A 21,092-nucleotide genomic window follows, 5' to 3' on the forward strand; every position below is an offset into this window, starting at 1 on the left:
CGTTCAGGCGCACGGTTCCGCCGATGCTTCATTGGCGGGGCGAGCGGCCGGCAAGGTTGCCGACGACGCCATCAGAACGTCCTCGCGCACGGCCTGAACAAGGAAGTCGAGCACCGCCGTCACGCGCGGCGGCATGTTCCGCGATGGATAGACGACATTGATCGGCAGGCGCGCCGGCGGAAAGTCCGGCATGAGCTTGACCAGCCTGCCTGCCTCGATGTCCGGCCCGGCCAGGATGTGGGAGAGCACGGCGAGGCCGGCTCCGGCCAGTGTCGCGCGATGGACGGCCATCGAATTGTTGGCCGCAAGGCGCGGCTCGATGCGCAGGACAACGTCATCCGCTCCGCTGGAGAACGACCATGAACGGCCATCGCCGGCGCGGCTGTAGCAAATGCAGGAATGATCCTTGATGTCTTGCGGCGTTCGCGGTGCGCCGCGTCCCTTGAGATAGCCTGGCGAAGCCACCAGAAAGGCTGTTGTCCAGCCGATCCGGCGGCACATCAGGCTGCTGTCACCGGCTGGCCCGAGGCGCACCTCGAGATCGATCGCATTGGCGATGAGGTCCGAAGGCTCATCCCGAAAGATCAGCTCGACATCCAGCGCCGGGTGGCTCTCCAGCAGCCCCGCGAGGCGGTCGCCGATGAACAAGCCGAGCGGCGTGGGCAGGCTCAGCCGCACTTTCCCGGAGACGGTTGCCGCTTCGGCGCCGCTGGCTTCGCCGAGCGCATCGACCGCTTCGAGGACGCGCAGCGCCATCGGCAACATCTGTTCACCTTCCGCCGTCAAGGCGAGCGCGCTCGTCGTGCGGTGCAGAAGGCGCGTCTTGAGGTGCGATTCCAGCGCGGAGACCTGCCGTGATACCGCCGGCTGCGTCAGATTGAGGTCGAGCGCAGCCGCTGAGAAGGATTTTGTCTGCGCCACCCGCAGGAACGTCCTCAACGCCGATACGACGTCCATCCTCGCCTCATACTTTTCGACATAAGCCTTATGTCCGCATCCTAGGCGGATAGCGGTTTACTGTCCAGATATTACGGATATTTATTATCCTTAAGGACATAAGATATCCTCAAAAAAAGGAAAAGCCATGACACAGCGCCTGAACGCCGCCCAGCAATCGCCTGAACTGTTCAAGAAGGTCGCCGAGATCAGTATGGCCGAGGCACACAGCGCCATCGAGGAGAAGATCCGCGACCTGGTCCACATCAGGGCATCGCAGATCAATGGCTGCGCCTTCTGCCTCGACATGCATGTCAAGGAAGCCAGGATCCACGGCGAGGGCGAGTTGCGCCTCCATCATCTCGCCGTCTGGCGGGAATCGCCCCTTTTCGTTCCGCGTGAACGCGCTGCCCTGGCCTGGACCGAAGCCGTCACCAGGCTTGCCGAAGGCGGCATCCCGGACGAACTCTACGATCGCGTGCGCGGGCAGCTTTCGGAGAAGGAAATCTCCGACCTGACCTTCTCGATCATGGCCATCAATGCGTGGAACCGTCTCAGCATCGCCTTCAAGACGGTGCCCGGCTCCGCGGACAAGCTCTACGGCCTCGACAAGGCTGGCCTGAACTAAACCCTTCCTTTCGGTTGACCATCAAACGATGCGGCGCGAGGTCGCGGTCGCAAACGGAGACTATCATGAAAATCGTCATTATCGGGGGCACCGGCCTCATCGGTTCCAAGACCACTGAACGCCTGCGCAAGCAGGGTATCGCGGTGATCGCGGCGGCGCCAAATACCGGCGTCAACACCATCACCGGCGAAGGCCTGCGGGAGGCACTCGAAGGCGCCGAAGTGGTGATCGACCTCGCCAACTCGCCGTCCTTCGAGGACAAGGCATCGATGGACTTCTTCACGACGTCGGGCCGCAACCTGCTCGCCGCCGGCAAGGCCGCGGGCGTCAGGCATCATATCGCGCTTTCGATCGTCGGCACCGAACGCCTGCAGGACGGCGGCTATTTCCGCGCCAAGCTTGTCCAGGAAAATCTGATCAAGGCGTCCGGCATTCCCTACACCATCGTTCATTCCACGCAGTTCATGGAGTTCCTGGCCGGCATCGCCAAGTCGGGCACGGTGGGCGAGGCCGTGCATCTTTCGCCAGCCTATGTGCAGCCGATCGCATCCGATGACGTCGCCGACGTGATGGCCGAGGTCGCGCTCGCCGCGCCGATCAACGGCATGATCGAGATCTCGGGGCCTGACCGTGTGCGGATGAGCGAACTGGTCGCCCGCTACCTCAAGGCTGTCGGCGATCCTCGCGAGGTCATGGCCGATCCGGAGGCGCTCTATTTCGGCGCGCGGCTGAACGACACTTCGCTGGTTTCCGACAACAATCCGCGCCTTGGCCACATCACGTTCGAGCAGTGGTTCGCCGCCTCGGCACGGCAATCACCGCCAGCAAACGCGGCGGCCTAGGCCCGGGATACCGCTCAATGGAAAAAGGAGCTTTCAAATGATCAAGTCAATCGTCGCCGCCCTCATCGTGACGGCGGCCCTGGCCAACCCGGCCGGCGCCACGCAGGCCACTCGCACTGGCGAGAAGGCGGCCAAGGTCACCCTTGTCTATGAGCATGAATTGCCTAACGTGTCGGGCAAGAGCATCAAGGGCATCCTCGTGGAATATGGCCCCGGCGGGTACTCGCCGGCGCATACCCATCCGAGTTCCGCCTTCATCTACGCGACGGTTCTGGAAGGCTCGATCCGCAGCCAGGTCAATGATGGTCCGGTCAGGGTCTACAAGGCCGGCGAGAGCTTTTCCGAAATGCCTGGCGATCGTCACAGCGTGAGCGAGAACGGCAGCAAGACCGAGCCGGCAAAACTGCTGGCGGTCTTCGTGGTCGATACCGCCCAGAAGGAACTGACCTATCCGGCCAAGAAGTAACCCTGGTAAGAGCCGGGCGCCACGTCCGGCCATTGCTCTAGATCATGTCGGTGAGCCCATGTTCGGCGAAGACCATTCCCTGGCTCTGGTCCTGATCAACCTTCTGGGGCTTGCCGGCATCGTCGTGTGGCTTGTCCAAGGGCGTGGGCGTCCGATGGCCCGGCTGATCGTCCAGATCCTGTTCTTCACCGGGATGACCGCAGTGATCTACCTCAGCGGTATCCTGCCGCACCAGGTGGTCGAGACCGACCTCCAGGGTGCCGGCGCGTATCTTGCGAGGTCCGCGCGCGTCCAGTGGTGGACGCATCTTGCCTGGACGCTTGTCGGCTTTGTGCGCCTCTACGTCGTCCTGGAACACCGGCCGCGGGAAGCGCGCCTGCTCCAGGACCTTGTCGTCGCCGCCATCTATCTCGGCGTGGCGCTGTCGATAACAGGCTTCGTCTTCGGAGCTCCGATCGGAACGCTCGTGGCAACGTCGGGCGTGGTTGCCGTCATCGCCGGGCTTGCGCTGCAGAACACGCTTGGCGATGTCTTCTCAGGCATCGCGCTGACGCTGGGCCGAGCCTACACGCTCGGGGACTGGATCGTGCTGATCGACGGCACGGAAGGGCGCGTCGTCGAAACGACCTGGCGTTCCACGCATCTGCTCACTGGCGCCGGCAACATCGTCGTCCTTCCCAACGGCATGCTGGCGAAGCTCAGCCTGACCAATCTCAGCCGTCCCGATGCGACGCTGCAGATGAGCCTGACCGTGCGCATCGCGGCCGCGCACGCGCCGCACGTCGTCGAGGGGGTCATGCAGGCGGCGCTGCGGAGTTGCGAACGGATCGTCAGGGAGCCGGCGCCGCTGGTCGCGCTCAAGGACATCGACGCCGCGGCGATCGGGATCGATCTGCTGTTTTGGGTGGCCGGTCCAGGCGACAGGCTGGTTGCGAGGAACGAAATGATCGACCTCGTTTACCGCCATTGCGAGGCGAACGGGCTTGCGCTGGCAATGCCGCCGCAGAGCTATGCGATCGTGCCTTGCGCGATCAGAGAGCCGGCGCCCGCGACGCGCGTGCGTTCACGATCATCCGGCTCGCTCTAGCACCCATTCGAAGCTGTTCTTCCAAAGGTCGGCCGGAATCTCCTGCGCCAACGCCTCGGTGAGATCGGAAAGCCTGACGCCGCGCAATTTCGCACGCCAGGCCTCGTCGGCTTCCCACATGATGCGCGACACCGCGCAAGGGCCGCTTTCGCAATAGCCCTTCGGGCGGCAAGGGTTGTTCGCGCGGATGTTGTTGCACACGAATGTCCGCGCCTTGCCTTCCACCGCTTCGACAATCTCCAGGAAGGTAATCTCGGCGGGCGCGCGCGCCAGCCTGTATCCTCCCGACGGACCGAGAGTCGTATGAACCAGGCCGGCCTGCGACAGGCTTTGCAGCGCCTTGGACAGATATTCCTTGGGAAGGCCGTGAAACTCGGCAAGCGCCTTTGTCGAGAGATAGCGGCCTTCGGGCAGGCCGGCGAGAATGGCGCAGCAGTGCAGCGCCCATTCGACTTGGCTTTTCAGGATCATCCACGGGTTCCGGGGTCGATGCCGACCGAACTTTATTAAGGATATGGAATATCCCTATTTGAGATCACTGTAAACTACCCGCGCCCGGCGAAACGGGACGGCCTGCCGGCGGCCAGCAGGCAGGCGTTCAGCCTCCGGAGTGCGGACGTGGTCGGTCCGGCACCGCAGCCGGCGGCGCTCAAGGTGACGTGAGGCGGTTCGCGATCTGAATCGCGGAACCGCTGCAAGTGCCTGTTTTTGCATACGTCCGGCTTGTCGGTCCGGCCTCGAGTGAACGCAAGAAAAAGCCGCCCTCGCTTTCTGCGAGTAGCGGCTCTTTCCCGGGAGGAAGTCAGGAGGAGGTCAAAGAAATTCCGAAAACTCAAGCCGCCTTGGCGTGCTTGTGGGCGTGCTTCCTGTGGTGCCTGTGGGTGTGCCTATGGGTGTGCTTGTGGCCGTGCTTTCTGGCGACGTGCTTGTGGCCGTGCTTGCGGTGCTTGTTGTGGTGGCGGTGATGCCTGTGGTGTTTATGCGCGCGCTTGACCGGCTTCTTCACCGCATCCACGGCAGCCGGGGTCGCCGCCGGGGTCGTCGCCGCTGCCGCCGGGGCAGTCGCGGGCGCGGTCGTCGTGGTCGTGGCCGCCGCGTTGGCGGTGCTGGCGCCGACGACCGGCATGGCGAGACCAAGCGCAATGGCCAGGCCGAGGGCGGAGAGCAGGGGCTTGTTCATGATAGGCTTTCCTTCAACGTTGATAATTGCTGTCACTGGTCGAGGTCGACAGGTGTCACGCCTAGAAGTTTCAGGGCGTTGGCGTAGGTCCGGATGCCTTGCGCCTGCTTGCGCTCGGAACAGAACCGGTTTGCCTTGTCCTGGAGTGCCGTTGCCTGCGCGATCTGGCTCGCACTGGCACCGGGTTCGGCTTTGGTGCGGATGGCTCCGTCGAGTTGAAGACCGAGCCGGCTGCAATATTCGCTCCGGGTGACCGCCGCTTCCGCACCCGACTGCGCGACCGCAAGCATGGCGAGCGAAATGCCTGCTAGGGCACCCATCCATCCGGTCGAACGTCGTTGCATTGCAGGCAGCATCCCTTTGCGTTGCTGTGGCGGCCGCTGTTCGGCTGCTACGAGGATGGTTATGACTGACGATCTTTTCGCCAGTTTTTCCCGCATGTTGAATCTTGTTTCTGGAGTGTGTCTGGGCGAGCTGCCGATCTCCCCTCTCGTGGGGGAGATGCCCGGCAGGGCAGAGGGGGGCGTGAAGGAACGCGGCCCTGCTTAGCCTGGGTGAACTGGGAACCAAACGATGGACTGGCGTGATTTGTCATTGACGGAGACGTCGGCGGGCCAGCGCCCCCCTCTGGCCTGCCGGCCATCTCCCCCACAAGTGGGGAGATCAGCTCTATCTGCGGCGCTTGTGCCTCTTCCTTTGCCGTGGTGCTTCGCGTATGGCCCCGGGGAAATCCTCCCAAAGGTCCAATTCCCCCGGAAGCCGCATGATCAGACTTGAAAGCATCAGCAAGCAGAATGGCCGTCAGCTTGTCTTCATCGAGGCGTCGGCCTCGCTGCAGAAGGGCGAGAAGGTTGGCCTTGTCGGCCCGAACGGCGCCGGCAAGACGACCCTGTTTCGCATGATCACCAGCCAGGAGCAGCCGGACGAGGGCCAGGTGCAGGTCGATCGCGGCGTCACCATCGGCTATTTCAGCCAGGATGTCGGCGACATGGCGGGCCATAGCGCCGTCGCCGAAGTGATGAACGGCGCCGGGCCGGTCAGCGACGTGGCGGCCGAGATGGCGGAACTGGAAGCGGCGATGGCCGATCCCGACCAGGCCGACAGGATGGACGAGATCATCGAGAAATATGGCGAGGCGCAGCACCGCTTCGAGGAGCTCGACGGCTATGCGCTCGACGGCCGCGCCCGCGAAGTGCTGGATGGCCTCGGCTTTTCGCAAGAGATGATGGACGGCGATGTCGGCAAGCTGTCCGGCGGCTGGAAGATGCGCGTGGCGCTGGCCCGCATCCTGTTGATGCGGCCCGATGTGATGCTGCTCGACGAACCGTCGAACCATCTCGATCTCGAAAGCCTGATCTGGCTCGAACAGTTCCTGAAAGGCTATGACGGCGCGCTGCTGATGACCTCGCACGACCGCGAGTTCATGAACCGCATCGTCAACAAGATCGTCGAGATCGATGCCGGCTCGCTCACCGCCTATTCCGGCAATTATGAATTCTACCAGCAGCAGCGGGCGATCGCCGACAAGCAGCAGCAGGCGCAGTTCGAGCGCCAGCAGGCGATGCTGGCCAAGGAGATCGCCTTCATCGAGCGCTTCAAGGCGCGCGCTTCCCACGCCGCACAAGTGCAGAGCCGGGTGAAAAAGCTCGACAAGATCGACCGCGTCGAACCGCCCAAGCGCCGCCAGATCGTCAATTTCGAGTTCCAGCCGGCGCCGCGCTGCGGCGAGGATGTCGTCACCTTGAAGAATGTCCACAAGGCCTATGGCAGCCGCAGCATCTATGAGGGGCTCGACTTCCAGGTCCGCCGCCGTGAACGCTGGTGCATCATGGGCGTCAACGGCGCGGGCAAGTCGACGCTGCTCAAGCTGGTTGCCGGTGCTTCCGATCCCGACACCGGCACGGTGGCGCGCGGGCCGAGCGTGAAAATGGGCTATTTCGCCCAGCATGCCATGGAACTGCTCGAAGGCGAGCGCACCGTGTTCCAGACGCTGGAGGACAATTTCCCGCAGGCGGGCCAGGCGCCGCTCAGGGCACTTGCCGGCTGCTTCGGCTTTTCCGGCGACGAGATCGAGAAGAAATGCCGCGTGCTGTCAGGCGGCGAAAAGGCACGGCTGGTGATGGCGCTGATGCTGTTCGACCCGCCCAATCTGCTGGTGCTGGACGAGCCGACCAACCACCTCGACATCGCCACCAAGCAGATGCTGATCGAGGCGCTGTCGCAGTATGAGGGAACGATGCTGTTCGTGTCGCACGACCGGCATTTCCTTGCCGCGCTGTCGAACCGCGTGCTGGAACTGACGCCGGAAGGCATCCACACCTATGGCGGCGGCTATACGGAATATGTGGAGAGGACGGGGCAGGAAGCGCCGGGGCTAAGGAGCTAACTCCATTTTCCGGGATCCTGCCTGAAGGCGCGTCGCCTGCATTCGTTCGCCGCGACGCGCCTTGAGGATGTCGAAGTTTACCGCAGCGAGATGGCCATGCCGCTGAGGTCGGCGTTGACCTGCAGGCCCACCTGCTTGCCGGTGAGTTCGAGCTGGGCGCCCTTGTCATTGGTCATCAGGATAACCTGGGCGCCTTTGCCGATCGTGCCGCCGCCGCCCGCCGCGCCATAGACTCCCGTCACATCCCGAGCGCGCCTGATGTGGCGCACGGTGCCATGGAAATAGGTCTTGGAAACGCCGAAGGCGAGGCCACCCGACACGCCGCCGATCGAGATGGGATAGGTCAAGCCGTGGAAGGTGAACGTGCCTTCGCCACCGGAACCGCCGACAAAGAAGGCAGCCTTGTAGACGGAAAAGCGGATCGTGCCGCTGTCGGCGTGTGCTGCGCTGGCAAGGCTGACGCCCGCCATGGCCATGGCGGCAACCGCGATCGAACGAAATCCGGACGAAATCTGCATGTGGAGCTCCTCAAAATCACTGTTTGCCCGATCGGTCGGGCGCGTCAGCGCTGTGTCAAAGTTACAACTGAACTGTCTCGCCTGTCATTTGGTTCCAGGCACGCGGCCTGATTCCGACCGCGGGAAGATCGACACGAAGCGAGGCCTGTGGCAAGCCGCTGGGGCCAGACATCGCGTATACGTGATTGGCGCGACCCGCATGACGGCCGGGCAGCGGAGAGCGGGACGGCAACAACGGGGGCTTGTGGATGAGAATTGCGCTGGAAATTGCAATGTCCGCATTGGCGGTGACATTGGGCGGGTGCGCGACATCCCCGGTCGATTATGGCGCGTCGCTTTCGCCGCAGGACCCGAAATGGGCATCGCCGCAATGCCAGCAGGCCCGCACGGCGGCTTCCGACTATCAGGCTCGTGAAAAACTTCACCCGGGCTGGGAATTCGCGGCACTCGGCCCCTACGGGCTGGGCATCATCGCGGCCACCAAGGAGGCCGAGCAGAAAAATCGAAAGCGGTTCGCCCGCGACGTGTACCTGCAATGCTCCAGCCTGCCGCTGCCGAAGGCGTTGGAGGGTGATATGAGCCCGGCGATCGCAAAGGCGCAATATCCGTAGGCATCGAGAGCCCGGAGGCCACGCCGCCGACATCGATCAGCGCATGAATGCCAAGGCTCGAGGTCGCCGGACGCGAGCGTTTATGTCACCAGCCTGTGGAACGTAAATCCATTCGCCAAGTTCTTAGCGTCAGGACAAGCGAAGGGACATCGCACATGCTGACTGCCGTTCGAGCCATGATTGGCCAAGCCCGCCCCACGACCGCGAAGAGCGAACCCGAACCGCAGGGCACCCGCCCAACTCCGATCTCGAAAGAACTCGACACGCTGGCAGCGATCCGTCTGACCGACATGGCCGGCTTGGGGGCCTGGTCGCAGGATCGCTGATTTCGATAGTGTCAGCCGGCCGATGGGGCATTGACCGCAAGTTGCGCGGCGAAGGCCCTGGCGTAAGCGGGCCGGGCTTCGCCGCGCGCCACATAGGCAGCCAGGTTTTCATATTCGTCCAGAATGCCTGACATTCTCAGGCGCAGCAGCACCGACACCATCAAGAGATCGCCGGCGCTGAACGCACCATCGAGCCAGTGGGCAGCGCCGAGGTGGACCGAGAGCTTGTCCAGCGTCGCGCGAACGCGGTCCTTCACCAATGGCAGGCGTTCCGCGCTCCAAGGCTTATCGGCTTCGAATATTCGTGCCGTCGTCAAGTCGAGGACCGGCGGCTCGACGGTGTTGAGGGCGGCAAACATCCAGGTGATGGCACGGGCGCGGGCATCGCGGTCCCCAGGCAACAGGCCGGCATGCTGTTCGGCGAGATGGAAGACGATCGAGCCGGTCTCGAACAGGCATAGAGATCCTTCCTCATAGGTGGGGATCTGGCCGAAGGGATGGATGGCCAGATGGCCAGGCGCCTTCATCTGTGCGAACGAAACGAGACGAACCTCATAGGGCTGCCCCACTTCTTCGAGCGCCCAGCGAACGCGCGTATCGCGCGCCAGTCCCTTGCCGCCATCGGGCGAGCGTTCAAAGGCCGTGATTATGGGGATCATGGAAGGCTCCGGTGGCTGGTTCGGTGTGTCTGGATCTAGGTGGCACCCAGAGGACGAACGGCCGGCTTCATTCCCGACAAGCTATCTCGTTTTTCGGCCATTGGATTTCGCGGCCCGAACCGAAGGAATGCGCCCTGGGTCCTAGCGAAGCAGGCCTTCCGCCTCGAAACTGTCCCAGCCCTCCAGCCGTGGAGCATCATCCTTTCGCGAATTCCCTGCGTTGCGAGACTTGCGCTCCCGCTTTCCCGCGCGCGTCAGAGCGGCCTTGCCGGCGCCGCGCCGCCTGTTCTCGGCGACTTCCTGCACGTCCTCCTCCCTCCAGGCGCTCGCCAAGTCACGATCGAGAATGTCCTCGATGTGGCGTGGATCGAAAACATGGAAAGTGACGGTCTTGGATCGCCCGCGCATCTTGACGGTGCGCGTGCCGATGCTTTTCAGGCGACCGTCCTTCGGCCATTTGTGGCGCTCGCGGGCGGAGATGGTGAGGATGTCTTCTGCCTCCCGCGGAAGCACGGCCAGCGTTTCGATGCCCGCCAGTGTCCTGGAGATGGTTTCAGAGGCGGCCTGGAATGCATCCGCGTCGGTTTTCAACATGCGCAATACGATGCGGCCGGTATCAGCCTTGGCAAACTTCCTCACAGCACACGGCAGCCGGGCTCGAATCTCGCGTTCGATCCCCTTCAGGCGCAAGGAGGAGCCAAGCGTTGCCGATGGCGGCAGCGGCCATTCGGCGACCACTGACGCCTTCGCGGTGCTCACGGCCTGCTCGGATGTGCGATCAGGCGCGGCGGCAATTGCCGCAACGATGCCGCTCAGGATCTTCCGCAGGGAGTCGCGCTTCTTGGCTGCCATGTTTCATGTTCGCTCATCAGGGGCCTTCGTGGAACGACAGTTCTCACAGCAGACAACCGGAACGATGCTTAGACGGTTCCACTAGCACATGTAGGCGGCTAGTCGCGTTCGCAACCAATGTGTTGCGGACCCTCGGCAAAGGGCTTGCCCTGGCGGTGCTGCTGGTCGATGTGCTGAAAGGCGTGGCGGCGATCGTGTTTGCACGCGGGCTCTATGCATTGCCGTTTCTGACGCCGCCGGCAGGGCTTGACCTGCAAAGCTTTGTGCGGCGGCAAATCCGCCGCGACGGGGCTGGGCGTGCTGCTGGCACTGTCCGGGCCAATCGGCGTGGGGGCCGGGGCGGTCTTTTGCGCCGTGCTGGCGGTATCGAGGATCGTTTCCCTGAGTTCGATGCTGGCGGCGCTGACGGCGATCGTCCTCGTCTGCGCCCTGGATCAGCCTTTGCCCTACCGGCTGCTGGTGATTGCCGGCGGGCTCTACGTGATAGCGCGCCATCGCGCCAACATCCGGCGGCTGCTCAACGGGACAGAGCCGCGGCTGGGCCAAAACAGCCCGGAAGCGAAAGCGGAGCCGCTGATATAGATTGTCCGCTCATGCGGATGCCCCTCGGACATGCACTGCCACCGGCTTTAATCGAAAATCGCGCCGTAAACCGCTGAAATCCTTAACACGATTTTCACTCCGCTGCCCTAACGCTGGGTCATGGCAGGGCATTTCGAGCGGCTGGTTGCAGGCCCCACTCCCGAGGGGCAGGGCGAAGCCGTGGCAGCCGGCATCCTGCGCGATCAGCTGGCCGACCTGCGGAAGGGCATATTCATCTCCATGCCCATCGGCACGGTGCTGTCGGCCCTGATCCTGGCCGTGCAGATGCTGTCGGGCGGCCGTCTTGCGGCGGTGCTGTGGTTCGCGGTGGTCAGTGCGCTGAATGGCGCGCGCCTGGCGCTTGCCCTGACCCGGCTGGACACCGCCGAGAGCCGACCGAAAGCGGTCGCTGCCCGGCTTTCCCGCTATGGCATGCTGGCCCTTGCGTCGGGTATCGCCTGGTCCTGCCTGGCGCTGCTGACGAACGGATACACGACGCCCCAGGCGTCGCTCTATCTGATCGTGCTCGCTGGCACGACGGCCGGTTCGGTCACCTACGGGACACCCTACGCGCCGGCCTCGATCAATTTCATAACGCTGCCGCTTGTGATCGCCGCCGGATGCGTGCTGGCGAAAGGCGGTTTCGAGAACTATGTGCTCGCCTTCACGATCGTGATTTTTCTTGGCGGCATGATCAGAAACGCGCTTCTGGGACAGTCCCGCTTCCGCGAGACGAGCCGCCTCAAATACGAGGCGAGGGCGTTCGCCGCCGAGATGGAACAGAACTCCAGGCGCGACCCGCTGACGCACCTGCTCAACAGGCATGGGCTGGAGCACGCCATCTCCCGGCTCAGACTTGCCGACGGCCCGTTCGTGGCCATGCTGATCGACCTCGACGGCTTCAAATCCGTCAACGACACCTATGGTCACAACATCGGCGACGAGCTGCTGGTCAAGGTGGCGCGCCGTATAGAAGACCACGCGCCGAAAGGGGCGACGATCGCGCGCATCGGCGGCGACGAGTTCGTGCTGCTGTTTCCCGCCGGCGGGGCTGCGCATCCGGCCGACGGGCTCGCATCCCAGATCATCGCGGCCATCGCCAATCCGGATCCGGCGTTGAGGTCGGTGCGTGTCGGCGCATCGATCGGCATCTATCAGTCGGACAAGCCGCGGCTGACGGAGATGCTGCTCCGGGCCGACTTCGCGCTTTACGCGGCCAAGCGCGGCGGCAGGAACGAATACTGCCTCTTCGATGCCGAACTCGACGGCGCGCTCGAACGCAAGCACTGCATCGAGCGCGATCTGCGTGGCGCCATCGAAGCCGGCACGCTTTGCTCGTGGTTCCAGCCCCTGGTGGCCCTGGACGCCGACGCCGTCGTCGGCTTCGAAGCGCTGCTGCGCTGGCGGCATCCGATCCACGGGGCCATCTCCCCGCCCGAGATCGTCATCGCCGCGCGGGAGACTGGCCTGCTGCCGCTGTTGACCGAGACGGTGTTCCTCAATTGCTGCTCGATGATCAAGGAGCTGATGCGCAACGGGCGCCACGACGTCCGCGTGGCCATGAATTTGTCGCCGCGCGAGCTCGAAGCCGGCGATGTCGACGACATGATCCTCGACATATTGCAGGCCAGAAACGTCCCGGCGGCGATGCTGGAGATAGAGATCACGGAAGAAGCGCCGGTCGACCGCGACAGGGTCGACGAGAAGGTCGGACGCCTGGCGGATGCCGGCATATCGATCGTGCTCGACGATTTCGGCACCGGCTTTTCGACCCTGGTCTCGCTGAAGGACAGCCGCATCCGCAAGATCAAGATCGACAAGGACTTCGTGCGCGACCTCGCCAGGTCGGTGGCGGACCAGGCCCTGGTCAAGGCGGTCATCGATCTCGGGCAAACGCTCGGCATTGAGGTCATGGCGGAGGGCGTCGAGACGGATGCGGATCGCCTGATCCTGCGATCGCTGGGCTGCAAGGTCGCGCAAGGGTTCCTGTTTTCGGCCGCGCTTCCGATGGCCGAGGCGCTGGCCTTCGACGCGGGGCGTTCCGGCACCTCGCTGGCGGCGGAAGCGATCTTCGATCCGGCGCTGCCATGGCGCGATCCCCGAAGCGGCAGCGCGGCCTGAATTGGCCGCCGGGAATTGGCCGCCGGTGTTGATAAACGCCGCGATCGGTGGTCAACGTTCGGGGCTGAATGAGCCTCAAACGGGCGGGGGACGTTTCCAGAACAATGGCCAGACGGTTTGCGTTTCTTTTGGTTCGCGACTTCACGCTGTCGCCGCTGTCGCTGTTCATCGACACGCTGCGGCTGGCGGGCGACGAGGGCGACCGCAGCCGCAGGATCGAGTTCGACTGGGAGATCGTGGGCGAACGCGGCCTGCCGATCCGGGCGAGTTGCGGCGTCGAATTGCTGCCGACGAAAGCGATCGGCAATCCGGAGGATTTCGACAACATCGTCGTGGTTGGCGGCCTGCTTGACACCAACCGTGCCTTGAGTTCCGACAAGGAGGCCTTCCTGTTGCGGGCGGCCGAAAAGGGCGTGCCGCTGACGGCGCTGTGCACCGGAAGCTTCGTGCTGGCGCGCTATGGCTTGCTCGATGGCTATAGTGCTGCCGTCAGCTGGTTCCACATCAAGGATTTCCGCAATCAGTTCCCTGATGTCAACGCCCATGCCGACAGCCTGTATTCCGTCGACCGCGGCCGCTCGACCTGCGCGGGCGGCACGGGGGCGGCCGACCTCGCCGGCTATTTCGTGTCCCAGTTCATCGGCCAGAAGGCGGCGGAAAAGGCCGCCAAGATCCTTGTGCTCGACCGCATCAGGAGCAGCCGCGACGTGCAGCCCGTCGGCGACCTGTTTCCGGCGGCGTCGAGCCGCGCGGTGAAGCGCGCCTTGCTGTTGATGGAGAGCAACCTCCAGGAGACGTTGTCGGTCGCCGAGATCGCCAGCCGCCTGAACTCTTCGCGCCGCCAGCTCGAGCGGCTTTTCCAGGCCGAACTCGGCGTCGGGCCGATGGCGGCCTATCTCGCTCTCAGGGTGCATCATGCGAAGTCGCTGCTCGAAGGCAGCGAGTTGCAGATCGGCGACATCGCCTATCGCTGCGGCTTCACCAATGCCGGTCATTTCAGCCGCGTCTTCCGCCAGCAGACCGGCATCACGCCAACCCATCTCAGGCACCCCAACCGCATGGCAGGCGCGGCGGCGGGCGGCTGATCAAGGCCGGTACTACGAAATCCGCTGGCCGGCCTCGTCGAGCAGGACGCAGTCTCCCGGGTCGAATCCGAGATCGATCGGCTCGCCTTCGCGAAGCACGCGGCCGCTGATCGGCGCGTTGGCGCGGATATTGGCCTTGCCGCCGATGTCGATCTCATAGATCGCGCTGCCGCCCAGATACGAGGCCGAGACGACACGGCCGGACAGAACGTTGGCGCCCGCCGCCGCACCGACCGACAGTTTCTGCGGCCGCACGACGACGGTGACCTTGCTGCCTTGCGCAAGCGGCCTTGGACAGGCGACGTTGACGGTCTGGCCCGTGGCGAGCAGCACCGCCGTTGCGGATGCGCTCACCGTCCCGGCGAGCATGTTGGCCTTGCCGAGGAAGTCGGCGACGAAGGCCGTGGCCGGTGTGTCATAGACCTGCTGCGGGGTTCCGATCTGCTCCACCGCGCCCTGGTTCATCACCACGATGCGGTCCGACATGGAGAGCGCCTCCTCCTGGTCGTGCGTGACGAAGATGGCGGTGATGCCGGTTTCCTTCTGGATCTTCTTGATCTCGACGCGCATCTCCTCGCGCATGTTGGCGTCCAGCGCCGACAGCGGCTCGTCGAGCAGAAGCACCTGCGGCTCGAAGACGATGGCGCGGGCAAGCGCGATGCGCTGCTGCTGGCCGCCCGACAGCTGCGAGGGCAGCTTCTTCTCGCTGCCCGGCAAGCGCACCATTTCGAGCGCCTTGCCGACCCTGCGGACAATCTCGGGCTTCGGCACGTTGCGGTACTTCAGGCCGAAGGCGACGTTGTCGAACACGGTCTTGTGCGGGAACAGCGCATAGCTCTGGAAGACCAGGCCGATGTTGCGCTTGTAGATCGGCACGTCGTCGACCCGCCGTCCATCGATCATGATCTGGCCGCCCGAAATGTCGACCAGGCCGGCGATGGAGCGCAGGATGGTGGTCTTGCCGCAGCCCGAAGGCCCCAGCAAGGTGACGAAACTGCCCTTGGCGATCGACAGCGAGAAATCGCGCACTGCGACGAACTTGCCATAGGCAATGTCGATGTCGCGGAACTCGACCGCCGGGCTGTTCGCCCCGGCGGCCTCGCCCGCATTCGCTGCCCCGGCCGACGCCGGCCGGGGATTGGATGTCGCGTCCTGGCTGTCAGGCACCCTTCGAAATCCTGTTCCACTGCTTGGTCCAGGCGTCCTCGTTGGTCGCCCAGTAGACAGGATCGGCGAAGGTCAGCGCCTTCATCGTTCCCGTCTTGTCGAAAGCCGGCAGCTTCTCGATCTTCTCGGTCAGCTTGACCTTGGTCGGGTCGAGCGAAGGCGGATAGCTCTGGCCCTCGGCCACGGCGATGGAGGTCGCGGGGTCGAGCATGAAGTTGATCAGCTCCTCGCACTCGGCCATCGGCGAGCCCTTCAGGATCAGCATGTCCTCCATCCAGGCATAGGAGCCGGCAGGATCGAGATAGCCGATCGGCGCGCCCTGGTCCTGCAAGGCGGCGACGCGGCCCGACCATGCGTCGGTCACCACGATCTCGCCCTTGGAAAGCAGGTCCATCAGCTCGGCGCCCGAACTCCAGAACTTCTTGGCGAGGTCGCGCGTCTCGCGCACCTTGGCCCAGATTGCGTCCATGTCCTTGAGGTTGTTGGGGTCCTGTCCGGTGGCCAGTGCCGCGTACCAGACGCGCGTGGTCATGTCGTCATAGCCGCCGACCTTGCCGGCATATTTCTTGTCGAGCAGGAGGGCCGCGCCCTTTTCCTTGGCTTCCTCGGGCGAGATCACCTTGGTGTTGTAGGCGATGCCTGTCGTGCCGTAGTCGTAAGGCACGGCCGAAAGCTTCGGCGTCAGCTTGCGGAACGGATCGATCATCGGCTGCAACACATTGGCCATGTTGGGAATGTTGGCCTCGTTGATCTCCGAGGTCAGGCCGGCATTCACATATTTGATGTAGTAGTTGACGCCTGAGGAATGGATGACCTGGTAGTCGCCGGGCTTGGCGGTCTTGATCTTGGTGATGATCTCGTCCTCATCGCCGAACGTGCCCTGGACCACCTTGATCTTGGTCTTGGTCGTGTAGGGCTTGAAGGCATATTTGTCGATCGCATCCTGCACAGTGCCGCCCCAGCCGTCGAAGCGAACCTCTTCGACCGCGGCGAGCGCCTGCCGCATCCAGGGCATGTCGAGGCCCGCCGCGGCCGCCGCGGCGGCGGTCAGCGTCAGGAACGTTCGGCGGCTGAGATCGCCGTTCTGGTAGCGGTCGTGCAGCCGTTCAAGCCGCTTGCTGTTGGTAAGTTTCATAGTGTTTCCTCCTTGGGTTGGTCGCGTCGTTTCAATCTGGTCAGGCTTTGCAGGATCAGGCCGCCGACAAGCGGGATGCCGACGGTCACCAGGATCATCACGGTGCCGAGCGCGTTGATCTCGGGGCTGATCGAGATCTTGAGCATCGAAAGGATCTGGGTGGGCATGGTTTCGACGCCGGCCGGGCGCCAGAACAGGCTCGCCGACGTGTTGTCGAACGAGATGGTGAAGGCGAGCAGCGCGCCGCCGACGACGGCGGGGATGAGCAGCGGCAGCGTGATCTCACGGAAGGACGAGAAGCGCGAGGCGCCGAGCGAAAGCGCGGCTTCCTCATAGACGCGGCGGATGCCGACCATGCGCGCCTGGGTGATCAGCACCACATAGGGCACTGCCAGCAGGATATGGCCGAGCACCAGCAAAAGCATGGTCCTCGGCTGGTCGATCGCCTTGATCAGAACCAGAAGACCGACGCCGAGAATGGTCTCCGGCACCAGCGCCGGCAGGATCACCAGCGTGCTCAGCGCCTGCTTGCCGGGGAATTCGAAGCGCACCAGCGCGAATGCCGTGACGACGCCTATGGCCGTGGTGACGGCCGATGTGACCAGCGCGATCCACAACGAGGTGCGGAAGGCGGTCAGCACCTGCTCGTTGGCCATCAGCTTGCCGTACCATTGCAGCGAAAAGCCGGTCATCGGGAAGCCGCCGAACATCGAGGCGTTGAAGGACAGGATCACCGTCGCCACGATCGGCGCGAACATGAATATGTAGACGCAGAGCGTGACGAAGCCGGTCAGCCGCCAGGCCCATCTGCCTTCCTGCCTGCGTCCCAACTTCATGCACCGAATCCCTTCATTCGCCCAAGCCCTTCATCCACCAAGGCCTTTGACGATCTGCGACATGCCCATGTAGCGGGTGTAGATGGCGGCGAAGAAGCCGAGCACGACGAACAGCACGATCGACAGCGTGGCGCCCATTGGCCAGTTCAATTCGCCCATGATGGTGTCGTAGATCAGATTGCCGAACAGCGCATCGCGGCCCGAACCCAGCAATTGCGGCGTCACATAGCTGCCGGCGGCGAGCACGAAGCAGAGCAGCAGGCCCGCCGCGAGGCCCGGCAAGGAAAGCGGCAGCGTCACCTCGCGGAACGCTTGCGCGCTGGTGCAGCCCATCGAGCGGGCCGCCGCGATCAGGGTGCGGTCGATGCTCTCGAGGCTGACATAGACGTTGAGGATCATGTAGGGCAGCAGGAAGTGCAGCATGCCGAGGATGACCGCGCCCTCATTGTAGAGCATCGGCAGCGGCTCGTTGATGATGCCTAGTTTCAGCAGCGCGACGTTGATGACGCCCTGTTCGCCCAGGATGTTGATCCACGAAAAGGTGCGGATGGTGAAGCTGATCCAGAACGGCACGATGAGCAGCAGCAGCAGCAGCCATTTGTGCTTGAAGGTCGTCGCCCAGATGAAATAGGCGGGAAAATAACCCAGCACCCCGCAAAGCGTCGCCGTGATGGCGCCGACCCGCAGCGTCTTCAGAAGGAAGCCGGAATAATAGCTGTCGGTGAGGAATTCGTGCCAGTTCGCTGTCGTAAGGGCGCTGGTTTCGACGCCGGCGGTGACGAAGGTGAAGAAGGTGTAGGCGGCCATCACGGCGATGGGCAGCACCAGGAAGAAGATCAGCAGCACAAGCACCGGCGCGACCAACATCCAGGCCAGCCGTGGATCATACAATGTCCATCGTCGTTTCATGAGCACCCGGTGCGCTCTCTTCGAAGCGCTTGTTCTGTTCCCGGGTCAAGATTGGGTGATTGGAGGCCCGATGTCTACAACAGGCGATTGAGCCAGTGGACATCAGGGGCGTCGCCGCACTTTCCTGAGCCGCTCTAGCCCTTCGTATAGTCAGGCCCAACCCGTGTCGGCAGGCCGTCGGCGAGCTTCAACCAAGGCAGCTTCTCCTCGAAAGCGACATGCAGCGTGGGTGCGAATTTTTCCGGCTCCTCCATCGCCGCGGCAAAGAAATGCATGACACCGGACATGTTCTTCGAACGGAAGGAGAGCGGCGATCCGCAGTGATCGCAAAATGTTCTTTCCACACCGGGAGAAGAGTTGAATATCTTCGGCGGCTTGCCCAGCCATCGCCATTGGCTGTCCAAGACGCCAATGTAAGTGGTCATCGGCGCGGAACATTGCCGCCGACAGCTTTCGCAATGACAGCTCACGCATGCTTGTTCCGGGCCATCGACTTCAAAAGCAATGGCGCCACATAGGCAATGACCACGCATGCAGATCTCCTGGAGAGAACCGGCCTGATCAGTAATCTGTACCGGCGTGGCAAGACAGTCGCCATGAGATACGCCGAGTTGGCGCTCAATTGCGACATTGCGCGCTCGAGCGTTTCGCCGTCGCGCGAGGAACTGCTTCCAAGCTGCATTCACGACCGCCTTGGCGGCCTGGCGAGCCTCAACCCTTCGAAATTCCCCTCGCGATCAGCCGGGCCAGGCGTTCCGAGAACGCCCTGGCATCGGCCGGCTTGTCGCCGTCGAGCACGCGCGCCTCGTCATAGAGGAGGTGGGCGGCATCGTCCTTGAAGGCCTGTTCGTCGTCGCCGAGGCCGGCGAGCGCCAGCACGCGCTCATGCCTCGGGTTGATTTCGAGGATCGGCTTCGCCGCCCTGTCGAGGCGGCCGGCGGCGTTCATCAGCCGCTCGAACTGCCGGTCGGGGCCATGTTCGGGCGCGACCAGGCAGACCGCGCTTTCGGTCAGGCGGTCGGAGGCCTTCACGTCGGAGACGGCGTCGCCAAGCGCTGATTTGACGAAAGCGAGGAAGCCGTCGACCTCGGGCGTTGCCGCTGTCTCCGGCTTCTTCGCATCGTCGAGCAACGGAATGTCCGAGAGTTCCGCCCCGCCTTGCGTGACCGATTTGAACGGCTTGCCGTCGAAATCCGGCGCCATCGTCACCCAGAAACTGTCGACCGGGTCGGTGAGCAGCAGCACCTCGATGCCGCGCGCCCTGAAACCTTCGAGCTGCGGCGAGGCTTCGAGCCGGGCGCGGTCGTCGCCGGCGATGAAGAAGATCGCCTTCTGGCCATCCTTCATCGCCGCGACATAGTCGGCAAGGCCGCGCCAGCCTTCGCCCGACGCGGTCGAGTGGAAGCGGGCGAGCTTCAGCAATTGTTCGCGCCGCTCATGGTCCTCGTAGAGCCCTTCCTTGAGGACGACACCGAAATTCTCCCAGATATTCGCATAAGCCTCGGCTTCGTTCTCGGCCAGCTTGGCGAGGTCGCCGAGCACGCGGTTGGTCAGGCCCTTGCGTATCGAGGCCAGCAGCGGACTTTCCTGGATCATCTCGCGCGAGACGTTGAGCGGCAGGTCGGCGGAATCGACCAACCCGCGCACGAAACGCAGATAACGCGGCAGAAGGGCGGCATCATCGGTGATAAAGACGCGGCGCACATAGAGCTTCATGCGGCCCTTGCGGTCCTGGTCGAACAGGTCGAACGGCCGCGAGCCGGGCACGAAGGCCAGCACCGAATATTCCTGCCGGCCTTCGGCGCGGAAATGGATGGTGGCTGCCGGCTCGTCGTACTGGCCAGCGACGCTCCGATAGAAGTCGGTGTATTCCTCGGGCTTGATCTCGCTCTTCGGCCTGACCCAGAGTGCGGTGCCGTCGGCGATGTCGCGCGCCTCGGCGCCGGGTTTTTCGACGAGCGTGATCGGCACCGGCACATGACCAGACTGCGCCTTGGCCAGTTGCTCGAGCCGGTAGGATCCGGTGTAGGAGACGGCGTCGTCCATCAGATGCAGCACGACGCGGGTGCCGCGCTTCGGCGCGGCTTCGAGCGGGGCGGGCGCGATCTCATAGGAACCCTTGCCGTCGGACGACCAGCGCCAGGCCTCCTCGCTGCCCGCCAGCCGGCTGATGACGTCGACGCGGTCGGCGACCATGAAGGCGGAATAGAAGCCGACGCCGAACTGGCCGATGAGCTGCGTGTCCTCCGTGCCTGTGCCGACGCGCTCGATGAAGGCGCGCGTGCCCGACCGGGCGATGGTGCCCAGCGCCTCGGCCATGTCGTCGCGGCTCATGCCGATGCCGTTGTCCTCGACGATGATCTGCTTGTTGTCGGGATCAGCCGAAATCGAAATGCGCGGCTTGGGGTCGTCGGCCAGGAGTTCGGGTCTGCTGACGGCCTCGAAGCGCAGCTTCTCGCAGGCATCGGCGGCGTTGGAAATCAGTTCGCGCAGGAAGACGTCTTTGTCGGAATAGACCGAATGCACCATCATGTGCAGCAGCCGCGAAACGTCCGCCTCGAACGCCCTGGTTTCCGTCGCTTTCGTGTCCGTTGTCATTGAAGATCTTCCCACGCTGTTCATCCACCCGCCGCGCCAGGCGCGTTCGGGCTATCCTTTCAACCATTTTTTGCGGTGCTGGCAACCGTGTTCAGCAAGGCCAGCGCGCCGACGATATGGTGGTGGGATGGCAGGGTGACAAGAGGGGGACTAGGGGCCGGCGACGAA

At 63.7% G+C, this 21,092-nt stretch carries 22 protein-coding genes and 1 pseudogene; 10 read left to right on the forward strand and 13 right to left on the reverse strand.

The genetic code is table 11. The annotated features are described in order from the left end of the window. Positions 1 to 3 precede the first annotated feature (3 nt). On the reverse strand, positions 4 to 957 hold the full coding sequence (locus tag A3AU_RS0107880) for a LysR family transcriptional regulator (RefSeq protein WP_027052312.1): 954 nt from the start codon (positions 955 to 957) through the stop codon (positions 4 to 6). 127 nt (positions 958 to 1,084) lie between these two features. Between A3AU_RS0107880 and A3AU_RS0107885 the strand changes: the two genes are divergently transcribed. The 4 genes from A3AU_RS0107885 to A3AU_RS0107900 all read left to right on the forward strand — a co-directional run bounded on the left by A3AU_RS0107885 (position 1,085) and on the right by A3AU_RS0107900 (position 3,959). Continuing rightward, complete coding sequence (locus A3AU_RS0107885; protein WP_027052313.1) at positions 1,085 to 1,564, forward strand: carboxymuconolactone decarboxylase family protein; 480 nt, start codon at positions 1,085 to 1,087, stop codon at positions 1,562 to 1,564. 65 nt (positions 1,565 to 1,629) lie between these two features. Continuing rightward, entirely contained in the window at positions 1,630 to 2,406 is a 777-nt protein-coding gene (locus tag A3AU_RS0107890) for an SDR family oxidoreductase (protein WP_027052314.1), read from the forward strand. 37 nt (positions 2,407 to 2,443) lie between these two features. Further along, complete coding sequence (locus A3AU_RS0107895; protein ID WP_027052315.1) at positions 2,444 to 2,872, forward strand: cupin domain-containing protein; 429 nt, start codon at positions 2,444 to 2,446, stop codon at positions 2,870 to 2,872. Positions 2,873 to 2,930: 58 nt separating this feature from the next. Beyond that, a complete protein-coding gene (locus A3AU_RS0107900; RefSeq protein WP_027052316.1) occupies positions 2,931 to 3,959 on the forward strand; it encodes a mechanosensitive ion channel family protein in 1,029 nt (342 codons plus the stop codon). Here A3AU_RS0107900 and A3AU_RS0107905 read toward each other — a convergent pair. The 3 genes from A3AU_RS0107905 to A3AU_RS0107920 form a co-directional block, all read right to left on the reverse strand. Then, positions 3,942 to 4,430 carry an RrF2 family transcriptional regulator gene (locus tag A3AU_RS0107905; RefSeq protein ID WP_027052317.1) on the reverse strand — a complete coding sequence of 163 codons (489 nt, stop codon included), beginning with the start codon at positions 4,428 to 4,430 and terminating at the stop codon, positions 3,942 to 3,944. The genes A3AU_RS0107900 and A3AU_RS0107905 overlap by 18 nt on opposite strands. A gap of 361 nt (positions 4,431 to 4,791) precedes the next feature. Next, entirely contained in the window at positions 4,792 to 5,139 is a 348-nt protein-coding gene (locus tag A3AU_RS01000000135075) for a hypothetical protein (RefSeq protein WP_051355306.1), read from the reverse strand. A 32-nt stretch (positions 5,140 to 5,171) separates the two neighbouring features. Beyond that, entirely contained in the window at positions 5,172 to 5,459 is a 288-nt protein-coding gene (locus tag A3AU_RS0107920; RefSeq protein WP_081709463.1) for a hypothetical protein, read from the reverse strand. Positions 5,460 to 5,902: 443 nt separating this feature from the next. On the opposite strand from A3AU_RS0107920, the gene A3AU_RS0107925 reads away from it, so the two are divergent. Beyond that, on the forward strand, positions 5,903 to 7,525 hold the full coding sequence (locus A3AU_RS0107925) for an ABC-F family ATP-binding cassette domain-containing protein (RefSeq protein ID WP_027052319.1): 1,623 nt from the start codon (positions 5,903 to 5,905) through the stop codon (positions 7,523 to 7,525). 77 nt (positions 7,526 to 7,602) lie between these two features. Here the strand turns inward: A3AU_RS0107925 and A3AU_RS0107930 are convergent, their stop codons facing one another. Continuing rightward, positions 7,603 to 8,043, reverse strand: coding sequence for a lipid-binding SYLF domain-containing protein (locus A3AU_RS0107930; RefSeq protein WP_027052320.1), 441 nt, complete (start codon positions 8,041 to 8,043; stop codon positions 7,603 to 7,605). A 248-nt stretch (positions 8,044 to 8,291) separates the two neighbouring features. On the opposite strand from A3AU_RS0107930, the gene A3AU_RS0107935 reads away from it, so the two are divergent. Together A3AU_RS0107935 and A3AU_RS1000000138845 are read left to right on the forward strand one after the other, a co-directional pair. Then, positions 8,292 to 8,654, forward strand: coding sequence for a hypothetical protein (locus A3AU_RS0107935; RefSeq protein WP_027052321.1), 363 nt, complete (start codon positions 8,292 to 8,294; stop codon positions 8,652 to 8,654). A gap of 155 nt (positions 8,655 to 8,809) precedes the next feature. Further along, complete coding sequence (locus tag A3AU_RS1000000138845; RefSeq protein WP_154674546.1) at positions 8,810 to 8,980, forward strand: hypothetical protein; 171 nt, start codon at positions 8,810 to 8,812, stop codon at positions 8,978 to 8,980. An 11-nt stretch (positions 8,981 to 8,991) separates the two neighbouring features. Here the strand turns inward: A3AU_RS1000000138845 and A3AU_RS0107945 are convergent, their stop codons facing one another. Then, on the reverse strand, positions 8,992 to 9,639 hold the full coding sequence (locus A3AU_RS0107945; RefSeq protein ID WP_027052322.1) for a glutathione S-transferase family protein: 648 nt from the start codon (positions 9,637 to 9,639) through the stop codon (positions 8,992 to 8,994). A gap of 141 nt (positions 9,640 to 9,780) precedes the next feature. Next, entirely contained in the window at positions 9,781 to 10,491 is a 711-nt protein-coding gene (locus A3AU_RS0107950) for a hypothetical protein (protein ID WP_027052323.1), read from the reverse strand. Positions 10,492 to 10,601: 110 nt separating this feature from the next. Here A3AU_RS0107950 and A3AU_RS1000000137665 point away from each other — a divergent pair. The 3 genes and pseudogenes from A3AU_RS1000000137665 to A3AU_RS0107965 form a co-directional block, all read left to right on the forward strand. Continuing rightward, a pseudogene (locus A3AU_RS1000000137665) lies at positions 10,602 to 11,073 on the forward strand (glycerol-3-phosphate acyltransferase); the annotation flags it as partial. Positions 11,074 to 11,193: 120 nt separating this feature from the next. Further along, positions 11,194 to 13,194 carry a putative bifunctional diguanylate cyclase/phosphodiesterase gene (locus A3AU_RS01000000135085; protein ID WP_051355308.1) on the forward strand — a complete coding sequence of 667 codons (2,001 nt, stop codon included), beginning with the start codon at positions 11,194 to 11,196 and terminating at the stop codon, positions 13,192 to 13,194. Between the two features lie 104 nt (positions 13,195 to 13,298). Further along, positions 13,299 to 14,279, forward strand: coding sequence for a GlxA family transcriptional regulator (locus A3AU_RS0107965; RefSeq protein WP_027052324.1), 981 nt, complete (start codon positions 13,299 to 13,301; stop codon positions 14,277 to 14,279). A gap of 12 nt (positions 14,280 to 14,291) precedes the next feature. On the opposite strand, the gene A3AU_RS0107970 is transcribed toward A3AU_RS0107965, so the two are convergent. From A3AU_RS0107970 to htpG, 6 genes are all read right to left on the reverse strand, one after another. Further along, complete coding sequence (locus A3AU_RS0107970) at positions 14,292 to 15,446, reverse strand: ABC transporter ATP-binding protein (RefSeq protein WP_027052325.1); 1,155 nt, start codon at positions 15,444 to 15,446, stop codon at positions 14,292 to 14,294. Continuing rightward, complete coding sequence (locus A3AU_RS0107975) at positions 15,439 to 16,581, reverse strand: ABC transporter substrate-binding protein (protein WP_027052326.1); 1,143 nt, start codon at positions 16,579 to 16,581, stop codon at positions 15,439 to 15,441. The genes A3AU_RS0107970 and A3AU_RS0107975 overlap by 8 nt, the downstream gene beginning before the upstream one ends. Continuing rightward, the gene (locus tag A3AU_RS0107980) at positions 16,578 to 17,417 is read right to left on the reverse strand and encodes an ABC transporter permease (protein WP_027052327.1); all 840 of its coding nucleotides are present in this window, start codon (positions 17,415 to 17,417) and stop codon (positions 16,578 to 16,580) included. The genes A3AU_RS0107975 and A3AU_RS0107980 overlap by 4 nt, the downstream gene beginning before the upstream one ends. Positions 17,418 to 17,447: 30 nt before the next feature. Further along, positions 17,448 to 18,326 (reverse strand): ABC transporter permease, encoded by an 879-nt coding sequence (locus tag A3AU_RS0107985; RefSeq protein WP_032916988.1) that lies wholly within the window; start codon positions 18,324 to 18,326, stop codon positions 17,448 to 17,450. 134 nt (positions 18,327 to 18,460) lie between these two features. Continuing rightward, positions 18,461 to 18,859, reverse strand: coding sequence for a GFA family protein (locus A3AU_RS0107990; RefSeq protein ID WP_081709464.1), 399 nt, complete (start codon positions 18,857 to 18,859; stop codon positions 18,461 to 18,463). 178 nt (positions 18,860 to 19,037) lie between these two features. Then, positions 19,038 to 20,924, reverse strand: coding sequence for a molecular chaperone HtpG (htpG, locus tag A3AU_RS0107995; protein WP_027052330.1), 1,887 nt, complete (start codon positions 20,922 to 20,924; stop codon positions 19,038 to 19,040). Positions 20,925 to 21,092: the final 168 nt, after the last annotated feature.

Origin of the sequence: Mesorhizobium erdmanii USDA 3471 (assembly GCF_000472705.1) — a bacterium.
Taxonomy (GTDB): Bacteria; Pseudomonadota; Alphaproteobacteria; order Rhizobiales; family Rhizobiaceae; genus Mesorhizobium; species Mesorhizobium erdmanii.

What these genes read in the sequence shown, in the direction of transcription:
- A3AU_RS0107945 (WP_027052322.1), bottom strand. Translation starts at nt 9,639, where the DNA reads ATGATCCCCATAATCACGGCCTTTGAACGCTCGCCCGATGGCGGCAAG.
- A3AU_RS0107895 (WP_027052315.1), top strand. Translation starts at nt 2,444, where the DNA reads ATGATCAAGTCAATCGTCGCCGCCCTCATCGTGACGGCGGCCCTGGCC.
- A3AU_RS0107935 (WP_027052321.1), top strand. Translation starts at nt 8,292, where the DNA reads ATGAGAATTGCGCTGGAAATTGCAATGTCCGCATTGGCGGTGACATTG.
- A3AU_RS0107965 (WP_027052324.1), top strand. Translation starts at nt 13,299, where the DNA reads ATGGCCAGACGGTTTGCGTTTCTTTTGGTTCGCGACTTCACGCTGTCG.
- A3AU_RS0107985 (WP_032916988.1), bottom strand. Translation starts at nt 18,326, where the DNA reads ATGAAACGACGATGGACATTGTATGATCCACGGCTGGCCTGGATGTTG.
- A3AU_RS0107990 (WP_081709464.1), bottom strand. Translation starts at nt 18,859, where the DNA reads ATGCGTGGTCATTGCCTATGTGGCGCCATTGCTTTTGAAGTCGATGGC.
- A3AU_RS0107890 (WP_027052314.1), top strand. Translation starts at nt 1,630, where the DNA reads ATGAAAATCGTCATTATCGGGGGCACCGGCCTCATCGGTTCCAAGACC.
- A3AU_RS0107905 (WP_027052317.1), bottom strand. Translation starts at nt 4,430, where the DNA reads ATGATCCTGAAAAGCCAAGTCGAATGGGCGCTGCACTGCTGCGCCATT.
- htpG (WP_027052330.1), bottom strand. Translation starts at nt 20,924, where the DNA reads ATGACAACGGACACGAAAGCGACGGAAACCAGGGCGTTCGAGGCGGAC.
- A3AU_RS1000000138845 (WP_154674546.1), top strand. Translation starts at nt 8,810, where the DNA reads ATGCTGACTGCCGTTCGAGCCATGATTGGCCAAGCCCGCCCCACGACC.
- A3AU_RS0107930 (WP_027052320.1), bottom strand. Translation starts at nt 8,043, where the DNA reads ATGCAGATTTCGTCCGGATTTCGTTCGATCGCGGTTGCCGCCATGGCC.
- A3AU_RS0107950 (WP_027052323.1), bottom strand. Translation starts at nt 10,491, where the DNA reads ATGGCAGCCAAGAAGCGCGACTCCCTGCGGAAGATCCTGAGCGGCATC.
- A3AU_RS0107975 (WP_027052326.1), bottom strand. Translation starts at nt 16,581, where the DNA reads ATGAAACTTACCAACAGCAAGCGGCTTGAACGGCTGCACGACCGCTAC.
- A3AU_RS01000000135085 (WP_051355308.1), top strand. Translation starts at nt 11,194, where the DNA reads ATGGCAGGGCATTTCGAGCGGCTGGTTGCAGGCCCCACTCCCGAGGGG.
- A3AU_RS0107900 (WP_027052316.1), top strand. Translation starts at nt 2,931, where the DNA reads ATGTTCGGCGAAGACCATTCCCTGGCTCTGGTCCTGATCAACCTTCTG.
- A3AU_RS0107880 (WP_027052312.1), bottom strand. Translation starts at nt 957, where the DNA reads ATGGACGTCGTATCGGCGTTGAGGACGTTCCTGCGGGTGGCGCAGACA.
- A3AU_RS0107925 (WP_027052319.1), top strand. Translation starts at nt 5,903, where the DNA reads ATGATCAGACTTGAAAGCATCAGCAAGCAGAATGGCCGTCAGCTTGTC.
- A3AU_RS0107920 (WP_081709463.1), bottom strand. Translation starts at nt 5,459, where the DNA reads ATGGGTGCCCTAGCAGGCATTTCGCTCGCCATGCTTGCGGTCGCGCAG.
- A3AU_RS01000000135075 (WP_051355306.1), bottom strand. Translation starts at nt 5,139, where the DNA reads ATGAACAAGCCCCTGCTCTCCGCCCTCGGCCTGGCCATTGCGCTTGGT.
- A3AU_RS0107885 (WP_027052313.1), top strand. Translation starts at nt 1,085, where the DNA reads ATGACACAGCGCCTGAACGCCGCCCAGCAATCGCCTGAACTGTTCAAG.
- A3AU_RS0107980 (WP_027052327.1), bottom strand. Translation starts at nt 17,417, where the DNA reads ATGAAGTTGGGACGCAGGCAGGAAGGCAGATGGGCCTGGCGGCTGACC.